This is a genomic window from Ruegeria sp. CDSA021 (genome assembly GCF_059612325.1).
In genome coordinates, this window is the sequence record NZ_JBXWQJ010000001.1 from 174,441 (window position 1) to 190,266 (window position 15,826).

General features: G+C 56.1%; 16 protein-coding genes. 8 read left to right on the forward strand and 8 right to left on the reverse strand.

Features of this window, described 5'->3' with window-relative positions:
- Positions 1-47: 47 nt before the first annotated feature.
- The gene (locus tag AC2FLD_RS00845; RefSeq protein WP_496669934.1) at positions 48-1,361 is read right to left on the reverse strand and encodes a branched-chain amino acid ABC transporter permease; all 1,314 of its coding nucleotides are present in this window, start codon (positions 1,359-1,361) and stop codon (positions 48-50) included.
- A complete protein-coding gene (locus AC2FLD_RS00850) occupies positions 1,358-2,368 on the reverse strand; it encodes a branched-chain amino acid ABC transporter permease (RefSeq protein WP_050602487.1) in 1,011 nt (336 codons plus the stop codon). The genes AC2FLD_RS00845 and AC2FLD_RS00850 overlap by 4 nt, the downstream gene beginning before the upstream one ends.
- Positions 2,369-2,714: 346 nt before the next feature.
- On the opposite strand from AC2FLD_RS00850, the gene AC2FLD_RS00855 reads away from it, so the two are divergent.
- Positions 2,715-3,068 (forward strand): hypothetical protein, encoded by a 354-nt coding sequence (locus tag AC2FLD_RS00855; protein WP_496669933.1) that lies wholly within the window; start codon positions 2,715-2,717, stop codon positions 3,066-3,068.
- A 239-nt stretch (positions 3,069-3,307) separates the two neighbouring features.
- Here AC2FLD_RS00855 and AC2FLD_RS00860 read toward each other — a convergent pair whose 3' ends face one another.
- From AC2FLD_RS00860 to AC2FLD_RS00875, 4 genes are all read right to left on the reverse strand, one after another.
- Entirely contained in the window at positions 3,308-3,577 is a 270-nt protein-coding gene (locus tag AC2FLD_RS00860; protein WP_496669931.1) for a hypothetical protein, read from the reverse strand.
- 188 nt (positions 3,578-3,765) lie between these two features.
- Positions 3,766-4,596: an ABC transporter ATP-binding protein gene (locus AC2FLD_RS00865; protein ID WP_496669930.1), complete on the reverse strand. Its 831-nt coding sequence runs from the start codon at positions 4,594-4,596 to the stop codon at positions 3,766-3,768.
- Positions 4,593-5,381 (reverse strand): ABC transporter ATP-binding protein, encoded by a 789-nt coding sequence (locus AC2FLD_RS00870; protein WP_496669929.1) that lies wholly within the window; start codon positions 5,379-5,381, stop codon positions 4,593-4,595. The genes AC2FLD_RS00865 and AC2FLD_RS00870 overlap by 4 nt, the downstream gene beginning before the upstream one ends.
- Positions 5,382-5,488: 107 nt before the next feature.
- Positions 5,489-6,670 (reverse strand): ABC transporter substrate-binding protein, encoded by a 1,182-nt coding sequence (locus AC2FLD_RS00875; protein WP_050602482.1) that lies wholly within the window; start codon positions 6,668-6,670, stop codon positions 5,489-5,491.
- Positions 6,671-6,824: 154 nt separating this feature from the next.
- Between AC2FLD_RS00875 and AC2FLD_RS00880 the strand changes: the two genes are divergently transcribed.
- Entirely contained in the window at positions 6,825-7,922 is a 1,098-nt protein-coding gene (locus tag AC2FLD_RS00880) for a PQQ-dependent sugar dehydrogenase (protein WP_496669928.1), read from the forward strand.
- Here the strand turns inward: AC2FLD_RS00880 and AC2FLD_RS00885 are convergent.
- Positions 7,919-8,923 (reverse strand): GlxA family transcriptional regulator, encoded by a 1,005-nt coding sequence (locus AC2FLD_RS00885; protein WP_496669926.1) that lies wholly within the window; start codon positions 8,921-8,923, stop codon positions 7,919-7,921. The two genes, AC2FLD_RS00880 and AC2FLD_RS00885, sit on opposite strands and share 4 nt — an antisense overlap.
- A gap of 169 nt (positions 8,924-9,092) precedes the next feature.
- Between AC2FLD_RS00885 and AC2FLD_RS00890 the strand changes: the two genes are divergently transcribed.
- Positions 9,093-10,463, forward strand: coding sequence for a class II 3-deoxy-7-phosphoheptulonate synthase (locus AC2FLD_RS00890; protein WP_496669924.1), 1,371 nt, complete (start codon positions 9,093-9,095; stop codon positions 10,461-10,463).
- 61 nt (positions 10,464-10,524) lie between these two features.
- On the opposite strand, the gene AC2FLD_RS00895 is transcribed toward AC2FLD_RS00890, so the two are convergent.
- Positions 10,525-11,199, reverse strand: a complete 675-nt coding sequence (locus AC2FLD_RS00895; protein ID WP_496669923.1) for a PAS domain-containing protein — start codon at positions 11,197-11,199, stop codon at positions 10,525-10,527.
- A gap of 245 nt (positions 11,200-11,444) precedes the next feature.
- Here AC2FLD_RS00895 and AC2FLD_RS00900 point away from each other — a divergent pair, with 245 nt between their 5' ends.
- From AC2FLD_RS00900 to AC2FLD_RS00920, 5 genes are all read left to right on the forward strand, one after another.
- Positions 11,445-12,335, forward strand: coding sequence for a YicC/YloC family endoribonuclease (locus AC2FLD_RS00900; RefSeq protein WP_496669922.1), 891 nt, complete (start codon positions 11,445-11,447; stop codon positions 12,333-12,335).
- Between the two features lie 16 nt (positions 12,336-12,351).
- Positions 12,352-12,993 carry a guanylate kinase gene (gene gmk, locus AC2FLD_RS00905; protein ID WP_496669921.1) on the forward strand — a complete coding sequence of 214 codons (642 nt, stop codon included), beginning with the start codon at positions 12,352-12,354 and terminating at the stop codon, positions 12,991-12,993.
- Positions 12,990-13,514 carry a gamma carbonic anhydrase family protein gene (locus AC2FLD_RS00910; protein ID WP_496669920.1) on the forward strand — a complete coding sequence of 175 codons (525 nt, stop codon included), beginning with the start codon at positions 12,990-12,992 and terminating at the stop codon, positions 13,512-13,514. The genes gmk and AC2FLD_RS00910 overlap by 4 nt, the downstream gene beginning before the upstream one ends.
- A 28-nt stretch (positions 13,515-13,542) precedes the next feature.
- Positions 13,543-14,589 carry an ATP-binding protein gene (locus AC2FLD_RS00915; protein WP_496669919.1) on the forward strand — a complete coding sequence of 349 codons (1,047 nt, stop codon included), beginning with the start codon at positions 13,543-13,545 and terminating at the stop codon, positions 14,587-14,589.
- A 194-nt stretch (positions 14,590-14,783) separates the two neighbouring features.
- Positions 14,784-15,824, forward strand: a complete 1,041-nt coding sequence (locus AC2FLD_RS00920) for a substrate-binding domain-containing protein (protein ID WP_050602580.1) — start codon at positions 14,784-14,786, stop codon at positions 15,822-15,824.
- The last annotated feature ends 2 nt before the right edge of the window (positions 15,825-15,826 follow it).

The window sequence follows — 15,826 nt, forward strand, 5'->3', positions numbered from 1 at the left end:
GCGCCCGTTTTCAGGCGCGGTTGAACTTTTTTACGTAGCGTTGTGGTCTATTTCTCTGGAATCAGACCCCTCGGGCTGAACCTGAGAACAATCAACAGAATCAGGCCCATGGTAAACAGGCGCATGTGGGCAGCACTGTCGATCAGATGCGACTTCAACCAGCTGCCATCGGGCATACCTGAGGTAATCAGACTCATCAGCCACAAGCCGATCGGTTCAACCTGAACCCAAAGGAACCAAATCAAGAATGCGCCCAGCACAGCCCCAAAATTATTGCCTGATCCACCAACGATCACCATCACCCAAACAAGGAAGGTGAAACGCAGCGGTTGGTAGGCGCTTGGTGTCAATTGGCCGTCCAACGTGGTCATCATCGCGCCCGCGATACCACAAACGGCCGATCCCAGAACAAAAATCTGCAGATGCCGGCGCGTGACGTCCTTGCCCATGGCTTCAGCCGCAACCTCATTGTCGCGGATCGCGCGCATCATGCGGCCCCATGGGCTTTTCAGTGCCATCTGAGCCATCCAGAGCAGCACCAGAAGCACGATCATGAACAGCAAGGAATAACCAAGCTTGACCGATAGGGTCGAGGCCGTGATCGGGTCAAGCCCGAACCAATCCGCACGCGCCAGGAAAGCTGGATCTTGCTGCAAATCGACCTCATACCCCACCACAGGGGACGGGCGCGGTATGCCGTAGACGTTTTTCACACCTCGGGCCAGCCAGTCTTCGTTCTTCATGACGGCGATGATGATCTCGGCAATGCCCAATGTAGCGATGGCCAGATAATCGGACCGCAGACCCAGCGCGGTTTTTCCGATCAGCCACGCGGCACCGGCAGCCAGCAAACCGCCCGCAGGCCATGCCAGCAGGACCGGGAGATTCAGACCGCCGATATTGCCAGCAATTGCTGGATCGATGGCCTCGATCGCTGCAACATTGGGATCAAACACCGCGCGATAGACAAAGAACCCAACGACCAGAACGGCGATGATGGTCAGGGTCTGCATCCGGCCTTTGGACATTTTCGTTGCAACCAGAACTGCGGCCACAACGGTTGCGGCCCCCAGCAGCAACGACAAAACAATCCCGTAACCGCCTGCAATCCAGGCCCCCGGCGTAGGTGGTGTTGACACCAGCACAACCGCCAGACCGCCAAGCGCGACAAAGCCCATGACACCCACATTGAACAGGCCCGCAAAACCCCATTGCAGGTTGACCCCTATCGCCATGATGGCCGAGATCAGCCCCATGTTCAGGATAAGAATGGCCGTGTTCCAGCTTTGCGTGAATCCAGTCAGCAGGATCAGACCGGCAACAACAGCAAACAGCAGCGTGTTTTTGACGGGCTCGCTCATATCACTTTTCCTTTGAACAGACCCGTGGGCTTGAACAGAAGCACAATCAGCAGAATGACAAAGCTGACCGCAAATTTGTAATCAGTGGACAGGAACTGCACCAATCCCGACGGCTCCAGACCTTCCGGCGCGACATAGGTCAGCACCTTCTTCCAGGCATAGGTGATCGTCACTTCGGAAAACGCGATGATGAACCCACCTGCGATGGCTCCCAATGGGTTTCCCAGCCCTCCAACGATGGCTGACGCAAAGATCGGCAGCAGCAACTGGAAATAGACAAAGGGCTTGAAGCTTTTGTCCAGACCATAAAGCACGCCCGCCGTGGTCGCGAGCGCCGCTACGATGATCCACGTGATCATAACCACGCGTTCCGGGTTGATACCGGACAACAGCGCGAGATCCTCGTTATCTGAATAAGCGCGCATCGATTTGCCGGTACGGGTTTTGTTGAGGAACCAGAACAAAAGCACCACGGCAACAACGGCCACGACAACCGTGATGCCCTGCGAGGTCTTGATCGCCAACCCCTCACGCAGGCCAGTCATCTCTTTGAAATCCCGCGCTTTGATCAGGAACCGCGCGCCGTCCGAAAAGCGCTGATCATCCGGCCCGATGATAAAGCGCACGAGGCCGTTCAAGATGAACATCACACCCATCGAAACGATCACGAGGATCACAGGTTTGGCCTTTTGTTCCCTGTAAAAGCGATAGACCAGCCGGTCGGTGATCAGCACCAGAACAATACAGCCCAAAATGGCGAAGGGCAGGGCGAGCAGAGCGGTTGGCAGCGGGCCAAAACTAATCCCGGCAGCCTGCAGACCCCACGTGACCAGCACGGCGATCATTGCGCCAAAGGCCATCGTGTCGCCATGGGCAAAGTTCGAGAACCGGAGGATGCCGTAGATCAACGTGACCCCAAGCGCCCCAAGCGCCAGTTGGCTGCCATAGGCCACAGCAGGCACCAACACAAAATTTGCAAGCGCTACAAGCGCGTTGAGTAAGTCCATGAATCCATCTCTTTGTCCGGGTGCGATCTTATGGCACGCGGTCAGGTGAAATGACAATATTTCCTATGTGCTTAACGTCGTGTTTGGCATGGAAAACACGACCAAGACGCGCTTTAAACCCGTTCGCAGCCTTTAACTCGTGTCGCATAGGTGACGTTTCGTTACGGATCGCCGGTCCATCCCCGCGGCACAGTCAGGCACTTTGACCAAGGGTTTTGGTTCACACGTCCCATCACCGGATTTCAAGGTTAGGTGAAGTTGCGGGTCCAACCTATTGCAACCTTCGGATTCGTAACGAATTTTGTCCAAGGCGTGGGGGCGCAGAATGAAATGAAAGAGGTTCGACATGAAGATTTTCGCAGCTTTTGCCCTGGGAGCGATCTTGCCGGTGGTGGCGCATTCCGCAACAAGCGATCCCCTGAATGGTGCTGACTTTGTGGTAAATTGCATGTCGGACGGCAACGGGGGCGCGGTGACTCTGGCGCGGTCCGGTGCGACCGACAAAGGGTTCATTGTGGCCGACAACATCAAGGGAGAGGCTCAGATCATTCCCGGCCTGAACTCACTGACCTTCCTGCATATCATGGATCAGGACGTCGTGACCTTTGTGGTGGACTTCGACAACCTGCACTATGACATGTCGATCAAAGGCCCACACGCTGTGAATGACTCCGGGTATTGTAGCGATCCAGCCGGATAAATTTGGAAAAGGCGGTTGCCCGTGGTCAAACGCAAGTCGTAGCCGCCTTCAATGCTTGTCTGAAAACTCCGGACGAGGGGGACGAATTTCCCAAATGCCAGGACAACGGGGAGTGCTGACATAGTGCGTCAGCCACGTCTTCTTGCTCGCCATTCTTAAGAAGGGTCAGGTTCTGCCAAAGGCGATTGAAGGAACAAGGACGATGTGGGAGAGCGCCACAAGTGTGTTGACGAAGTCCATTAGCTCTCTTCTCCGCAGTGGCCGTGGAATACTGAAACGTCGACCATCCAACCTTTGGTTTGCGTCGTGATTGTTACAACCGTTGGTTTACCTTTGTGCAAGTTGACTTGCATATGTGCTATCTCGTTTTCTTCGATGCGGCTGGCGATAAGAACGTCTTCTGCGGTTAGTTCTGGGTCCACCACAAATCCCCCCAACGGAAACTTAGAGTCCCTGTCCGGTGACACGGCAAATGTATTTAGCTGACCCCCGATGGACGACAGTTCCATGCTAAAGCTGCCTTTTGGACAATCGACTGCCTCACAGTCGTTGGAAATGCAGTGCGCTTGAACCGCGCACATTTTCATTTTGCAATATGTCTGAGGAATGTCGTCGGCATATCCTGCGCTTGCTGAAGCTAACCCGGAGGAAGCCAAAACAAGAAAGTGATACAGCCTTTTCGTAATAAACCCTGTACTCACCCTCCCAAGAAGCTCTTGCGCACCTCGGGATCGGCCAGCAATTCCTTGCCGGTACCGGTATAAGCATTCCGCCCCTGCACCAGAACATAACCTTTGTCGGCGATTTCAAGTGCCTGGCGGGCGTTCTGTTCGACCATCAGGATCGGCAGGCCGGTGCGGGACACCTCGATAATCCTGTCGAACAGTTCATCCATCACGATCGGCGAGACACCGGCGGTTGGTTCGTCCAGCATCAGCACCTTGGGCTGGGTCATCAGCGCGCGGCCCACAGCGACCTGTTGGCGTTGTCCGCCCGACAGTTCTCCGGCGGCCTGATTGCGCTTGTCGCGCAGGATGGGGAACAGGTCATAGACCTGCTCCATTGTCTGGCTGATTTCGTCGCGGCGGATGAAGGCGCCCATTTCCAGGTTCTCTTCCACCGTCATCGAAGTAAAGATATTCGAGGTCTGCGGCACAAAGCCCATACCTTTGATCACACGGTCCTGCGGAGACAGATTGGTGATGTCTTCGCCGTCCAGCCGTACCGAACCGGCACGCACATCCAGCATTCCGAACACCGCCTTCATCGCCGTGGATTTGCCCGCTCCGTTGGGGCCAACGATCACCGCAATCTCACCCTTATCAACGCCGATTGTGCAGTCGTGCAGGATGTCCGGACCCTTTCCGTAACCGCCGGTCATCGTGTCCCCGACTAGGAAGGGACCGCCACCGACGTAGTGCGATTCACCGCTTTTCGCATGCGCAGGTGTCATCGAGCCAACGCCGTGCGTGTTGGTGATCGAGGCGTCCTTGTTCCCCTTGTCGTCCTGGTAAGGATTGTCGCTCACGCGCCTGCCTCCAGCTTGTCTTTGTTCTTCAGGCCAGTGCCCAGATAGGCCTCGATCACCTGCTCGTTCGCCTTGATCTCGTCCAGGGTGCCTTCGGCCAAGACCTTGCCTTCGGCCATACAGATGACCGGGTCACAGATCTTGCCGATGAAATCCATGTCATGTTCGATGACCACGAAGGTATAGCCGCGTTCCTTGTTCAGGCGCAGGATGGTATCGGCGATGGTATTCAGCAGGGTGCGGTTCACGCCCGCGCCGACCTCGTCCAGAAACACGATCTTGGCGTCGACCATCATGGTGCGGCCAAGTTCCAGCAGCTTTTTCTGCCCGCCCGAGACCTGACCAGCCTTGTGGTCGGCCAGATGTTCGATGGTCAGAAACTCAAGCACCTCATCGGCCTTGGCCCTCAGCGCGCGTTCTTCGTTCGCGATGCGCTTGCGCCCGAACCATGTGTTCCACAGCGATTCACCCGATTGTGCACCGGGTACCATCATCAGGTTCTCGCGGCAGCTCATTGAAGAAAACTCATGCGCGATCTGGAAAGTGCGCAGCAGGCCCTTGTGAAACAACTCATGTGGGGGCAGGCCGGTGATATCCTCACCATCCATGAAGACCTTGCCGCTGGTTGGGGGCAGAACGCCCGCGATCACGTTGAACAGAGTGGTTTTTCCGGCCCCGTTCGGCCCGATCAGGCCGGTGATCGACCCTTTCTGGATTTCCAGCGATGCCCCGTCCACCGCGTGAAACCCGCCGAAATGCTTGTGCACGTCTTCGACGACGATCATGTTATCCCCTTGCCTTTTCCTCGCAAAAACGAGGTGCAGCCTTTTGTCATTGAAACAGCCCGGACACAAGGCCCGGGCTGCTTGTTCTTATGGCTTTTTATGCTGGATCAACGGAAATTGACGGTCTTGTTCTCGCCGTCGGTCACTTCGATCTCACGATAGGAACCCGCGCTTTCGCCGGGGCCGATCAGCTCGACACCGGACGCACCGACATAGTCGATGTCCTGACCGCTTGCCAGAAGCTCAAGACCCTTGGCAAGTTCACCCGGATAGATCTTTTCACCCGGTGCGTTGGCCACTTCCAAGACTTTGCCTGCATAATCGGCAGGGCTCGCCGAGCCCGCAGCCTGCATGGCGAGCATGAACAGCGCTGCAGCGTCGTAAGATTCAGGTGAATAGGGCGAGGAGCCATCAAAACCCGCAGCCTCGGCCAAGGCAAAGTACTTCTCGGGGCCTTCGCCACCCGCACCCGCGATCTGACCGAAGGAACCGTTCAGGTCGGGACCAACATTTGCTGGCAACGAGTCACCGATCATGCCACCCGGCAGACCGAATGTGTCATATGCACCGCTGTCCAGCGCCGACTGGATGATGCCAAGCCCACCTTGGTCCAGATAGCCCGCAACCACCAGGATGTCGCCACCTGCGGAAGCCAGGGCGCCAACTTCAGCAGAATAGTCGGCTTTACCGTCTTCGTGTGCGGCCACGATGGTCACTTCGCCACCGGCGGCTTCGAACGACGACTGGATCGCGTCTGCCAGGCCCTTGCCATAGTCATTGTTGGTGTAGGTCAAAGCGATCGATTCGATGCCGCGATCCTTGAGGATGTCCGCCATCACCTGACCTTCACGCGCATCCGACGGGGCGGTGCGGAAGAAAAGACCGTTGTCTTCCATAGTCGACAGGCCCGGTGAGGTGGCCGACGGCGAGATCATGACCATGCCATTTGGAATGGCCACGTTCTGCAGAATCGCGCCAGTAACGCCCGAGCAGTCTCCGCCAATGATTCCGGCAATGCCATCCGCAATCATACGCTCGCCGTTCGATGTGGACAGACCATTGTCGATACAGCCCGTGTCGGCCCGCATACCAGATACACTGGCGCCATCCATGAACTTGCCAGATTCGTTAACTTCGGCAATCGCCAATTCGGCACCGGATCCCATCGCTGGGGCAAGCGATTCAATCGGGCCGGTAAAGCCGAGCAGAATGCCCAGTTTCACGTCTTCGGCCATGGCCGCACCGGCCAGAAGTGCGGTTGCTGCAGTTGCAGTAAGCAGCTTTTTCATACGGTTACTCCCTGTATTGAACGTCTTTGTTCTGATCTCGACCCTAGGCAAGCTGGTCCAAAAAGAAAAGTCCAAACGGAAACGTGTTTTTACCGGTCGCGAAACTAACTGTTTTGATAGAATTCTTCTGTGACGATCACCGAAAAGGGCCGACATGTTACGTGCAGCTGCGATTTTGTTTTTCGTCCTCAGTGCTATCTCGACTGCGGCGCAGACCCTGCCAACGTCAGCCGGAAGCATTGAACTGACCGAAATGGTCAGCGGACTGGATACACCTTGGGCCGTAGGCATTCTACCGGATGGGACGTTCCTTGTGACAGAGCGGGAGGGCGACCTTCTATACGTTAAAGACGGTACCTCACGTTCAGTGCGGGGCGTGCCGAAAGTCGCGGCCACGGGTCAGGGTGGTCTGCTGGATGTAACGATTCCACGCGACTTCAAGCAAAGCCGCGAGGTTTTCCTGACCTTCTCGAAACCGCAGAATCGGGGGGCAGGCACTGCAGTCTCCGTGGCACGGTTGTCGGAAGACGGAAAGCGCCTGACCAATTTGAAGGTGATTTACGAAGCGTCACCCGGCGGATCCGGTGGGCGGCATTTTGGCAGCCGCGTCGTCGAAGCAAGGGATGGGACGCTGTTTGTCACCATCGGTGACCGTGGCCAACCCGACAGTGCTCAGGACAAATCTTCCCCGATGGGGTCGGTTATTCGGATCAACCGGAATGGATCGATCCCTGCGGACAATCCTTTTGTCGGGCAATCGAGCGTCAAACCCGAAATCTGGTCCTTCGGCCACCGCAACCCTCAAGGGGCTGCGCTGGACACGCGGGGGCGGTTATGGGTGTCGGAACATGGGGCGCGGGGCGGTGACGAGGTTAATCAACCTCGCGCAGGCCGGAATTACGGATGGCCGGTCATTTCATATGGCACACATTATTCCGGCCAAAAAATCGGGGAGGGTACCTCCAAAGCCGGGATGGAACAGCCCAAGTTGTATTGGGACCCATCCATCGCGCCTTCGGGTTTGCTGGTGTATTCCGGCAAACTTTGGCCGCAATGGACGGGTGATCTCTTCGTTGGTTCCCTGAAGTTCGACTACATCGCCCGACTCGCGGGCAATCCGCTTCGTGAGGTTGAACAGATCAAAGGGCGGGAAACCGAACGCGTGCGCGACATCGTAGAGAGTCCGGATGGATCGATCTGGTTCATTTCAGTCGGGCAGGGCGCGGTGTATCGAATGACCCCGCAGCGTTAGACCGACAAACGTCCGCTTTGTGCACCACGTTCACGGTAGGGCGTGGTGTTGTAATGCGCCCGGTAGCATTTTGAGAAATGCGAAGGGCTGGCAAAGCCACAGGCAAGCGCAACGTTGATCACACTCATATCCGTCTGCATCAAGAGGTTCCGCGCTTTGTGCAGTCGCAACTCCATGTAGTAGCGTTTCGGCGAACGGCTGAGATACCTACGGAAAAGACGTTCCAACTGGCGCGTCGACATGCCGACATCTTTGGCCAGAATCGAAGGTGAGATCGGTTCTTCGATGTTCTTTTCCATCATCAGGATGACCTGGCTCAGTTTTGGGTGTCGCACACCAATCCGCGTGGGTGTCGACAAACGTTGGGTGTCCTGATCAGTACGTATCGACGAATAAATCATCTGATCGGCAACAGCATTGGCAAGATCTTCGCCATAGTCATCCGCGATCAGTTTCAGCATCAAGTCGATCGAAGACGTACCACCCGCCGTGGTCATACGGTTGCCGTCAATCTGAAAGACCGATTTCGTCAGTTCGACCTCATCGAATTCCTCGATAAAACTGTCGGAGTTTTCCCAGTGAATCGTAGCCTTCTTGTTGTCAAGCAACCCGGCCTTTGCCAGCGTATAGGCTGCAGTGCACAAACCACCGATTCGAAGCCCGCGCCGGGCCTCGCGCCGAACCCAGTTCAGGACGCGTTTGGTGGTCGCTGATTGAACGTCCACGCCGCCGCAAATCAGGACGACATCATCCCGTTGCAATTCTTCCAGATCTTTGTCGAGCTTGAACTCGGTCCCGGCCGAGCATGTCACCGTATTGCCGCCTTCGCCTGAAAGCGTCCAGGAATACAGCTCTTGGTCTGCCATGCGGTTGGCAATCCGCAAACTGTCCAGCGCCGAAGCGAAGGACAGCAATGAGAATCTCTCCAGGAGAATAAAAACATAATGGCGTGGAGTGGCGTCAGCGCCTTCCACGGTGACTGCCTGGCGTTGAACTTGCATGGCGGGTTGTCCTTACTTCGGCGCCGAACTCATGCGGGTCCAGCGACAGATTTGCCAATCACCATGATCAAAGCTTGTTTGCGCCGTCAAGAGGCGCAAATGGGATATGGCCACTCTGCGAAGCATTTTGTATAGAAGCCACCTGAATACTTCAGCGGAGATCAAAGCTATGACCGAATGGCAAAAATCGAACTGGCGCAATAAGGCACGGGTTCAGATGCCAGATTATACCGACGCGGCCGCTCTGGCCAAGGTCGAGGCCCGGCTTTCACAGTATCCCCCGCTGGTCTTCGCCGGTGAGGCGCGGCGTCTCAAGCAACATTTGGGTGCCGCCGGTCGCGGCGAAGCCTTCCTGCTACAGGGCGGGGATTGTGCTGAAAGCTTTGAACAATTCAGCGCGGATGCGATCCGTGACACCTTTAAGGTGATGCTGCAAATGGCGATGGTTCTGACCTACGGCGCCAAAGTGCCGGTGGTGAAAGTTGGCCGCATGGCAGGTCAGTTCGCCAAGCCACGCAGCGCACCGACCGAGGTGGTGGATGGTGTGGAGCTGCCCAGCTACCGTGGTGACATCATCAACGAGCTGGCCTTCACGCCCGAAGCGCGGATTCCGAATCCTCAGAAGATGCTGCAAGCCTACACGCAAGCCGCAGCGACCTTGAACCTGCTGCGCGCATTCTCAACCGGCGGTTTCGCGGATATGAGCATGGTGCATTCCTGGACGCTCGGGTTCACCGATAAACAGGATGTACAGAAATACTCTGAAATTGCAGATCGTATCCAGGACACCATCGACTTCATGGAAGCGGCGGGAATCACGGCGGATACCACGCATGAATTCTCGACCGTTGAATTCTACACCAGCCATGAAGGGCTGCTGCTGGAGTATGAAGAGGCGCTGACCCGTCTGGATTCAACTTCGGGCAACTGGTTGGCTGGTTCTGGCCACATGATCTGGATCGGTGACCGTACACGTCAGCCCGACGGTGCACATGTGGAATTCTGCCGCGGTGTTCTGAACCCGATTGGTCTGAAATGTGGTCCGACAACGACTGCGGAAGACCTCAAGGTTCTGATGTCCAAACTGAACCCCGAGAACGAAGAGGGTCGCCTGACCCTGATCGCGCGCTTTGGTGCCGGCAAAGCGGGAGAGCACCTGCCGCGCCTGGTCAAAGCCGTGAAGGAAGAAGGCGCCAAGGTCACCTGGGTCTGCGACCCGATGCACGGCAATACAATCAAATCGGCGACTGGTTACAAGACTCGTCCGTTCGATTCGGTCCTGCGCGAGGTGCGTGACTTCTTCGGTGTACATCAGGCTGAGGGCACCATCCCCGGCGGTGTGCATTTCGAGATGACTGGTCTGGACGTGACGGAATGCACCGGCGGCGTACGCGCCGTGACCGAAGAGGATCTGTCTGATCGCTACCACACCGCCTGCGACCCGCGCCTGAACGCGTCTCAGTCGCTGGAACTGGCCTTCCTGGTCGCAGAGGAACTGACAAATCTGCGCCGCAATGGCAGCAAACGCGCCGTAAGCTAAGCGCCGATGAACTGTTTCAAACAGCGGGCCATTGGTCCGCTGTTTTTGGTTTCAGGAACCGTTAGTCGTCGCGTGACACGACCAATCGCAGATGCTTGGCAGGGCGTTTGAATTCGCCTTCTTTTTCCGCAAACCCATGGGCCGGTTGCGGTGCCGCAGGGGTTTGGACCTGAATGTCAGCCACCGGTTTGATCCGTGTATCCGAGATCGAAAACCGGCGCGGTGTTTTTCCGATTGCTCCGTCAGCGACCATGACACCCAGAACGCGGGTGACATCGCCCAGATCACTTTTCAGTGGCAACAAGATCATCCGGGCCTGCATTCGTGTACGGCCCAGTATTCCACCCGAGATCACCCCCAGCTCTGCAACGGCCGGGGCGGCGAACACCTGCTCGAGAACATCCTTGACGCCTGCACGGTCATCGGGCTGAAAGAACGCTGTCAAAGGCATCCCCCGTACCTCCATCCCGGCAAGCGCGTTCAAATGGCTGCCAGCCAGACGAAACCGGGCCAACCCGGGGGCAATGCGCTCCAGTATAAATGTATATTGCAGGATGTTTTCCAAACCACGCGGATCAATCTGAGACCGCGTGGGAACGCCGTCACCGCTCAGCAATGCGGTCCAATACGCCTCGGCCTGGCGGATCGGCGAAAGGCTGCGCCCACTGTCAAAGCGATCCATTGCGACGATCTTTCCAAATTCTGACCCGGAACCAATCCCGAAAAAGGTTTTCATCTTCTTTACCCTTACGCCAAAAGGCCGCCATTTTCATAAAATGCTACACATTGGGAGCATCCGCAGCCTGCAAACCATTGCTTTGGGCAGTTTGACTCGGGTTAATTCAATTTTGGAGCAATTCTTTAACGAATGGTTAACTCGCACCAAACAATTGCGGTTTCAGCAAATACTTGCTCTGCACCGGTCAATGGCATTAGGTGCGGCATGAGTGTGATGCGGCAGGACCAGAAGAAAGGGCAGGTATGATCAGATCCATGACCGGGTTTGCTTCGGCAAAGGGGCAGCACGGCCCACATAGCTGGACGTGGGAACTGCGCAGTGTCAATGGCAAGGGGCTTGATATGCGCCTGCGCGTGCCGGATTGGCTGACCGGGCTTGAGGCCGCACTGAGGGCAAAGCTGTCCAAATCTCTCAACCGTGGAAACGTTACGCTTTCGATGCGTTTAAGTCGCGAGGACTCGGCCACGGAACTGGCCTTGAATGAGGCCGCCATGAACGCCGCACTGACCGCTGTTGAGCAAACAGAGCAGATGGCGTCAGCGCGTGGCCTAACTCTGGCGCCATCTCGGGCGTCGGATCTATTGGCGCTGAAGGGAATGCTAGATACTGGTTCGGACTCAGATGACCCGGGTCCACTGGTTGCACATCTTACCGCTGAATTCGACGTCCTTGTGGACGCGTTTCTCGACATGCGTCGAACTGAGGGTGACGCCCTGGCAGCAGTTCTGAAAACTCAACTGGATCAGGTCGCCACGCTGACCGCGAAGGCGGCTGAACTGGCAGAACAACGCAGGGATAAGATCGCACAGGTCCTGCGGGAAAATCTGGCGCGGGTACTGGACAATTCTCAGGGCGCAGACCCCGAGCGTGTCGCGCAGGAACTTGCCCTGATCGCCGTCAAGGCCGATATCACGGAAGAGATCGACAGATTGACGGCGCATGTCACAGCCGCACGTGACTTATTGGCACAAAACGGAGCAGTGGGCCGCAAGCTGGATTTCCTGATGCAGGAGTTCAACCGCGAGGCCAATACGCTGTGTTCAAAAGCCCAAAGCTCGGATCTGACAGCGGTTGGGCTAGAGCTGAAGGCGGTGATCGATCAAATGCGCGAGCAAGTGCAGAACGTAGAATAGAATGGGAATACATGACATGGCGGATCGCCGCGGCCTTTTAATCATCCTGTCTTCCCCGTCCGGGGCGGGCAAATCCACGTTGGCCAAACGGCTGATGGCCTGGGATACGGATCTGAAATTCTCGGTTTCGGCCACGACCCGTGCACCGCGCCCGGGTGAAGGACATGGGCGCGAGTATTTCTTCCTGTCAGAAGACGAATTCAAGCAACACGTGGCCGAAGGGCAGATGCTGGAGCACGCCCATGTTTTCGGCAATTTCTACGGCTCACCCGCTGAACCCGTGCGCAATTCGATCAACACCGGAAAGGATGTTCTGTTCGATGTAGACTGGCAAGGTGAGGTGCAGATCAGAAACTCGGACCTAGGCAAACACGCCTTGTCGATCTTTATTCTGCCACCGTCCATCTCGGAACTGCGCCGCCGTCTGGAAACCCGCGGGCAGGACAGCGATGACGTCATCGGCAAGCGGATGCTCAAAAGCTGGGATGAGATCAGCCATTGGGGTTATTACGACTATGTCCTGGTCAACGACGATCTTGAGGCGACAGAAGAAAAGCTGAAGACCATCGTCAGCGCCGAACGAATGCGCCGTATCCAGCAGCCAAAGCTACAACAGCATGTACGTAAACTGCAAAATGAGTTCGAGGGCCTGTCATGACCATTTATGCCTTGGGGGATCACACACCGGTCATTCACGAGGACACATGGGTCGCGCCCGACGCCAACCTGATCGGCAAGGTGGTGCTGGAGAAGGGGGCCTCGGTTTGGTTTGGCAGCACGATCCGCGCCGACCACGAAGAAATCCGCGTGGGCGCAGGTAGCAATGTTCAGGAAAACTGCGTCATGCATATCGATGCGGGCTTTCCTTTGACCATAGGCGCAAATTGCACAATCGGGCACAAGGTGATGCTGCATGGTTGCACTATTGGCGACAACTCTCTGATCGGCATGGGTGCGATTGTTTTGAACGGCGCAAAGATCGGGAGGAATTGCTTGATTGGGGCCGGTGCCCTGATCACTGAAGGTAAGGAGATTCCTGACAATTCGCTTGTCATGGGCGCGCCGGGTAAGGTTGTACGCCAGTTGGATGAGACCGCGGCGCAACGCATCACCCTCAGTGCGCTTCACTATCAGGAAAACATGCGCAATTTTCGCAAAACTTTAAAATCCGTCTCCTAAGGCGTCTGGACCACTTGAGAAACAAAGCATGTCCACAGACCTAATAGACGAATTTGTCCGCGCGATTCCGATGCCCGCACTGATGGTGGATCAGACGGAACGGATCATTACCGCCAATACCGAAGCAAAGACTCTGCTTGGCCAGAATATCGTCGGACGCCATTTCGCCACCATCCTGCGGCAACCTCAGGTGCTGGAAGCCATTGAGCAAAGTTTACAGTCCAAAGGCGCAAAAAAGACGCGTCACCTGTCCAATGACGGTGCACAGGACACAACGTTCGAGGTGGATTGCCGGTACATGAACGGAGTTGGCGCCGTGTCTGGCGGGGCTGTTCTGGTCACATTTCAGGACATCACCCATCTGGAATATGCCAGTCAGATGCGGAGGGATTTCGTGGCGAATGTCAGTCATGAGTTGCGCACTCCGCTGACCGCGTTGATGGGCTTTATCGAAACCCTACGTGGATCGGCGCGCGACGACCCGGGCGCGCGCGACAGGTTTCTTCAGATTATGACAGATGAAGCCAATCGGATGAACCGACTGGTCGGCGATCTGCTGTCCCTCAACCGGGTCGAAAGCGAAGAACGTGTTCGACCCAGTGAACAGCTGGAGCTTACTGGCCTGCTACAATCTATTCTGAACTCGGTGCGCCCACTGGCCGAGGACGCAGGTGTGGCCCTTTCGCTCGAGGCTCAGGACGGGCCAGTGTCGGTGACCGGCGACAGCGATCAGCTGCGTCAGGTGTTCACCAACTTGATCGAGAACGGAATAAAATATGGCGGCAGTGGCGGGATCGTTTCGGTTTGCGTTTTGTCTTCGGAACGAGACACAGCGCTGAGGGGTCCGTCTGTGCGAGTTCAGGTCATCGACAAGGGACCTGGCATAGATCCGATTCACCTGCCACGTCTGACCGAGCGATTCTATCGCGCGGACAGCCATAGATCCCGGCAATTGGGCGGAACTGGGCTTGGTCTTGCCATTGTCAAACATATCGTCAACCGGCATCGAGGACGGTTAAGGGTTGAGAGCGAATTGGGTAAAGGTTCGGTTTTTACCGTGATTTTACCAAGGTGACACCTTGTCAGCCTGAATTTTTCGAAGTCCCAGTTCACAAAGCTTGAAATCTTTACGGCGGGTAAAGAGCGAAAAAACTCAGGTTGTCATAAAAGCGTTACACACTTGTCACAAAAGGCTTACGCACGCCCCATAGGGGTGCCCACAGGATCATCATGGGGGTGATCAAGCATACCTTTTTCAGGGAGACTGAAATGTCCTTTGTAAAACTGTCGGCATCTGCGCTGGCAATCGCTGCTGTCTCGGCAACCACTGCTGCAGCTCGTGACAACGTTCAGGTCGCCGGTTCGTCGACCGTTCTGCCTTATGCCTCGATCGTCGCGGAACTGTTCGGTGAAAACACAGATTTCCCGACCCCGGTTGTTGAATCGGGTGGTTCGTCGGCTGGTCTGAAGCGTTTCTGCGAAGGTGTTGGCGAAAACACCATTGACGTTGCGAACGCATCGCGCGCGATCCGCGAAAAAGAGATCAAGGCCTGTGCCGAAAATGGCGTGACTGACATCATGGAAGTCCGCATCGGCTATGACGGCATCGTTTTTGCAAGCCAACAGACAGGTCCCGCGTTCACCGCGTTTGAACCTTCTGACATATTCAACGCTCTGGGTGCGAAGGTCCTGAAAGACGGCGAAGTTGTTGATAACCCCTACAACAACTGGTCTGAATTCAACGCGGATCTGCCTGACGTAGAAATCGCTGGTTTCATTCCGGGCACCAAGCACGGCACCCGTGAAGTGTTCGAAGAAAAGGTCCTGCTGATCGGTTGCGAAGCAACCGGCACAATGGAAGCCATGATTTCGGGCGGTATGAGCGAAGATGATGCAGAAGATGCATGTCTGGCCGTTCGCACCGACGGTAAGTCGGTCGACATCGATGGTGACTATACCGAGACTCTGGCACGTATCGACACCAACCCGAACGGCATCGGTATTTTCGGTCTGGCGTTTTATGAGAACAACACAGACAAGCTGAAAGTGGGCACCATGTCGGGTGTCGCACCGTCGACCGAAACCATCTCGACCGGTGAGTACCCTGTTTCGCGCCCGCTGTTCTTCTACGTGAAGAAAGCCCATATCGGCGTGATCCCAGGCCTGAAAGAATATGCTCAGTTCTTCACTGCTGACGAAATCGCTGGCGGTTCAGGTCCTTTGGCAAACTATGGTCTGGTTGCAGATCCCGAGCTGGCAAAAACTCAGGACGCCATTGCCAACGAAGTCACCATGGGTTCGGGCAGCTAAGC

What these genes read in the sequence shown, in the direction of transcription:
- AC2FLD_RS00885 (WP_496669926.1), bottom strand. Translation starts at nt 8,923, where the DNA reads ATGCAAGTTCAACGCCAGGCAGTCACCGTGGAAGGCGCTGACGCCACT.
- AC2FLD_RS00855 (WP_496669933.1), top strand. Translation starts at nt 2,715, where the DNA reads ATGAAGATTTTCGCAGCTTTTGCCCTGGGAGCGATCTTGCCGGTGGTG.
- AC2FLD_RS00875 (WP_050602482.1), bottom strand. Translation starts at nt 6,670, where the DNA reads ATGAAAAAGCTGCTTACTGCAACTGCAGCAACCGCACTTCTGGCCGGT.
- AC2FLD_RS00880 (WP_496669928.1), top strand. Translation starts at nt 6,825, where the DNA reads ATGTTACGTGCAGCTGCGATTTTGTTTTTCGTCCTCAGTGCTATCTCG.
- AC2FLD_RS00845 (WP_496669934.1), bottom strand. Translation starts at nt 1,361, where the DNA reads ATGAGCGAGCCCGTCAAAAACACGCTGCTGTTTGCTGTTGTTGCCGGT.
- AC2FLD_RS00870 (WP_496669929.1), bottom strand. Translation starts at nt 5,381, where the DNA reads ATGATCGTCGTCGAAGACGTGCACAAGCATTTCGGCGGGTTTCACGCG.
- gmk (WP_496669921.1), top strand. Translation starts at nt 12,352, where the DNA reads ATGGCGGATCGCCGCGGCCTTTTAATCATCCTGTCTTCCCCGTCCGGG.
- AC2FLD_RS00915 (WP_496669919.1), top strand. Translation starts at nt 13,543, where the DNA reads ATGTCCACAGACCTAATAGACGAATTTGTCCGCGCGATTCCGATGCCC.
- AC2FLD_RS00910 (WP_496669920.1), top strand. Translation starts at nt 12,990, where the DNA reads ATGACCATTTATGCCTTGGGGGATCACACACCGGTCATTCACGAGGAC.
- AC2FLD_RS00900 (WP_496669922.1), top strand. Translation starts at nt 11,445, where the DNA reads ATGATCAGATCCATGACCGGGTTTGCTTCGGCAAAGGGGCAGCACGGC.
- AC2FLD_RS00890 (WP_496669924.1), top strand. Translation starts at nt 9,093, where the DNA reads ATGACCGAATGGCAAAAATCGAACTGGCGCAATAAGGCACGGGTTCAG.
- AC2FLD_RS00860 (WP_496669931.1), bottom strand. Translation starts at nt 3,577, where the DNA reads ATGGAACTGTCGTCCATCGGGGGTCAGCTAAATACATTTGCCGTGTCA.
- AC2FLD_RS00895 (WP_496669923.1), bottom strand. Translation starts at nt 11,199, where the DNA reads ATGAAAACCTTTTTCGGGATTGGTTCCGGGTCAGAATTTGGAAAGATC.
- AC2FLD_RS00850 (WP_050602487.1), bottom strand. Translation starts at nt 2,368, where the DNA reads ATGGACTTACTCAACGCGCTTGTAGCGCTTGCAAATTTTGTGTTGGTG.
- AC2FLD_RS00920 (WP_050602580.1), top strand. Translation starts at nt 14,784, where the DNA reads ATGTCCTTTGTAAAACTGTCGGCATCTGCGCTGGCAATCGCTGCTGTC.